We start from the raw sequence: 3,227 nt of genomic DNA, 5'->3' as shown, positions 1-3,227 counted from the left end.
TGCCGGCAGTCCAGGCGGCCCAAGCTCTCGGCTTGAAGAAGTCGCCCCGAATTCACGACCTTCGTCACACCCATGCCTCCTGGTTGATTCAGGATGGCGTGTCCCTCTTCACGGTCTCCAGACGCCTGGGGCATGCGTCCACTCGCACTACGGAACAGGTTTACGGACACTTGATGCCGCAAGCACTCCAAGATGCGGCCGACGCCGTCGAGCGTTCTGCGATTGTTTGGCGGGGCTAGTTTCGAATCCCTGCCGCTACGAATATCTCTGTTGTGGCCGGGCCCGCGTTCCGATCAATCTCGGCGAGGGCGTTGACGCGGGAGTTGCCCGGACCTCACGAAGCTGAGCAATTTCCTTCAGATGGCCAGAGGTGAAAATGATCTTCCCCTTCCCCCAAACGACATGGGGGAACTCGCCCTTGGCCGCTCCTTCGCGCAGCCAGGCCTCGGAACATTTGAGCACCGTGGCAGCCTCCGCCGGCTCGAAGAATTCGAGTTTCATGTGCTCACTCGATCCTTTCGTAGTTGCGTTCCTGGGGAAAAGGCTTTGCAAGCCTGCCCTCGTTCATGGGTATTTGCGGTTTGTTCGGCATGACAGTGAGGCCGAAAGTGGAAGCAGCTTCACTGGCTAGTTCCCGGACTAATTCAATGCGGACGCTGAATCGTTGGTCTGCATGTTCCACCAGCCCGGCACCACGCATTAGCACAAGGTGGCGGCGGATCGTCGGCGAAGATGCCTGCAGCGCCGAAGCGATATTGGCGCTGGTGGCTGGCCCGTTCCTGATCAGGAACCGGACAATCCGACTTCGCATTCTATTCATCAGGATGTTCGACATGGAGACCACAGCCTGAGGGGCGATGAAGATTAGGATGCTGCTGTAGACGGGTCTACAGCAGCAGGGTACGCCTCGCGAACTAATGATGGAAGATCCTCATTGCGGCTCTGATTGCCCGCGCATGCCACCCACGGAATACTGGGACGCAGAGGCTCGAATTCGAACGGAGCTGACCGACTCTGGCAGTTGGCGATGAAGGGAGTGGGTGATGCGGTATCACGGAACGAGCAAGGCTGACGCCTTGTCTCCCCAGACCCAGCTTGCCCGTCGTCTAAACCTGTTGCTTGACGTCGTCGTTGCCGAGCGGGGGAAGCCTGTGACATTTAAGGAAGTTCAATCGGAACTCGCTGACCGGGGAATCAAACTTTCGCGCGCTCGCTGGTTTTACATGAAGGAGGGGTCTGGACGACTTGTCACGGACGCGGTCCTCCTGACCGGCCTGTGCGACATCTTTAACGTCGATCCGTCCTATTTGGTAGGCGGCGACGCCGCGTTGCCGGACCGAATCGACTCTCAGCTTGAGTTCGTCAAGTCTTTGCGGGCAGCCCGGGTAAAGTCTTTTGCTGCGCGGACCTTGGGCGATGTATCGCCGGAAACTTTGCGCGCGATCTCTGAATTCCTCAACAAAGACATCGGACTCCATCCGGAGGGGGAACGCGCTGCGGCTATTCCTCCAGCAGATATTGGAGATGAGCATCCAGAAGTTCCTTAATGCGGACTGCGTTCGCTGAATAGCGGGGTGACCGCCCGTGCCTCCGGCCGGGTTCGACGTCGACTTTGATCACGCCGAACTTTTCAAGGGCCAGGAGGTGTTTGGCCACGCTTGGCTCGCCGGCACTCACCGCATCCACGATGTCTCCGCGGGTTGCCGGGCCGTGCGCTGAAAGATAGCGGAGGATTTCGTTCCTGGATCTATTGCCGAAAGTCGCGACGGCAGCCTCGACGTCGGGCGACCAGGCGTCGTCGTGAGGCTGGGTAATCCTCGGCATGGAACCATTCTCACCGAACGCGTACAGAAAAGTAAGACTCGCAGTCTTGACGATACTTTAATTATTCTTGACAATAGCTTGCATAGCTTTGTTGTGATGGTGGGTGGGGTCGATTCTGGGCGGACACCCTCATGTGCGGGGGCACCCGCGTCGGACTATTGGAGTCTGCTTTGTCGAAGCGGTGAAGACCATGAGTGTCGAAGACGGGGCGAATCACGCCCAACAAAAACAACCAACACCAGCGACCATTGATATTTCTTTGACCAGGCCTTTCGAGCCTGGGCCAATCCCGATTGACCAGATCATGGTGGCCGTCGAGGGGGTACGACGTTACGTCGTTTCCCACCTCTCCCGGATCGGCCGAGCATGCGATGCAGACGATGTCATGCAAGACATCCGATTGGCCGTCTGGGATGGAGTCGCACGCGGCCACTATCGCCAACTCCCCGGTGTTCGCTTTGAGGCGTGGGTACAGGGAGTGACCGGAAACGTGTGCGCCGCGCACATTCGTCGTGAGCTGTCCCATCAGACGCTGCCGCTACTCATCGAACCAAGCTGCGGTGATTGCCCGGCTTCGTCTGACGCGCTCGCTCTCCTCGCTATCGACCGGAGCTGGGACAGAGGCGCTGACGGGGTAATAGACCAGGAGTGGGCGCGAGCGATCATTACCCTGACCCGAGCCAGTGTGAATGAGAGCGTTTGGGGTCTGGCGATGGACAGTTTTACTTCGCCGCGTCGGTACGGTCCGCCCGCGCCACAGGACCGCCGCCGGTGGCATGCGGTGACAGTGGTGCGCCAGACGGCGAAGACCGTTCAAAGTGCCCTCGACGTGGAGCCGGCCGACGTCTGCAGCGTGGAAGATCTCTGTGAATACGCAGCTGAATGCTTGCCGACTCTTGTGCTTAGGCGAGTTGCATCGACCATCGTTCGTCGAGGTGTTCGTGGGCCGGAGAGAAATCGTGCCCTCGAATCCTTGGCCGCAGAGCTCGGGGTCACGGAACGCTATGTCGCCGTGCAGATCGGCTTTGCCCGGCGGCTGTATCAGGCGTCGTGGAGGATTCTCCGGCATGGAATGACGACGACCCCTTGAGTCATGTCGTGAGCCGGTACTGCTAGCAATGAAGAGGCAAGGAGGCAGAAATGGGGCTGGTGCTGAGGCGTACCCCGCCGGGCCCAGGGAAACGGCGGTCGTGGTGGATCGGCGTCCTGGCAATTCTGATCGTGGTGGCGGCCATTGTCATTCTTGCGCTTCCCGCGGGCGGGACCCGAACCGAGCCTGCTTCATCCTCGACGGCGGGCCCGGCAACTACTGGCCTGGCGACGTCGTCGACCTTCTCGCCCGTCGCATCGCCGACCGCGGCTTCCACATTGGAAACTCCACCCACGATCGGAGAACCACGCAC

The 3,227-nt window shown here is 59.7% G+C and carries 6 protein-coding genes; 3 read left to right on the top strand and 3 right to left on the bottom strand.

The features are described 5' to 3' along the window. A partial coding sequence (locus AC3WJU_RS22305) for a tyrosine-type recombinase/integrase (RefSeq protein ID WP_492260904.1) occupies positions 1 to 239 on the top strand: 239 nt, incomplete at its 5' end. Between the two features lie 266 nt (positions 240 to 505). Here the strand turns inward: AC3WJU_RS22305 and AC3WJU_RS22300 are convergent. Continuing rightward, a complete protein-coding gene (locus AC3WJU_RS22300; protein WP_492260903.1) occupies positions 506 to 811 on the bottom strand; it encodes a winged helix-turn-helix domain-containing protein in 306 nt (101 codons plus the stop codon). A gap of 265 nt (positions 812 to 1,076) precedes the next feature. Between AC3WJU_RS22300 and AC3WJU_RS22295 the strand changes: the two genes are divergently transcribed. Then, positions 1,077 to 1,547, top strand: a complete 471-nt coding sequence (locus AC3WJU_RS22295) for a hypothetical protein (protein ID WP_492260902.1) — start codon at positions 1,077 to 1,079, stop codon at positions 1,545 to 1,547. Here AC3WJU_RS22295 and AC3WJU_RS22290 read toward each other — a convergent pair. Next, positions 1,501 to 1,824 carry an ArsR/SmtB family transcription factor gene (locus AC3WJU_RS22290; protein WP_492260901.1) on the bottom strand — a complete coding sequence of 108 codons (324 nt, stop codon included), beginning with the start codon at positions 1,822 to 1,824 and terminating at the stop codon, positions 1,501 to 1,503. The two genes, AC3WJU_RS22295 and AC3WJU_RS22290, sit on opposite strands and share 47 nt — an antisense overlap. Before the next feature lie 190 nt (positions 1,825 to 2,014). Here AC3WJU_RS22290 and AC3WJU_RS22285 point away from each other — a divergent pair, with 190 nt between their 5' ends. Then, positions 2,015 to 2,914 (top strand): sigma factor, encoded by a 900-nt coding sequence (locus tag AC3WJU_RS22285; RefSeq protein WP_492260900.1) that lies wholly within the window; start codon positions 2,015 to 2,017, stop codon positions 2,912 to 2,914. Between the two features lie 22 nt (positions 2,915 to 2,936). Here the strand turns inward: AC3WJU_RS22285 and AC3WJU_RS22280 are convergent. Then, positions 2,937 to 3,227, bottom strand: a 291-nt coding sequence (locus AC3WJU_RS22280) for a hypothetical protein (RefSeq protein WP_492260899.1), incomplete at its 5' end; no start/stop codon positions are given.

This window comes from Arthrobacter sp. FW306-1B-F12A (genome assembly GCF_058781865.1).
Note: the sequence above shows the minus strand (reverse complement) of the source record. Positions and strands in the feature narration are given on the sequence as shown.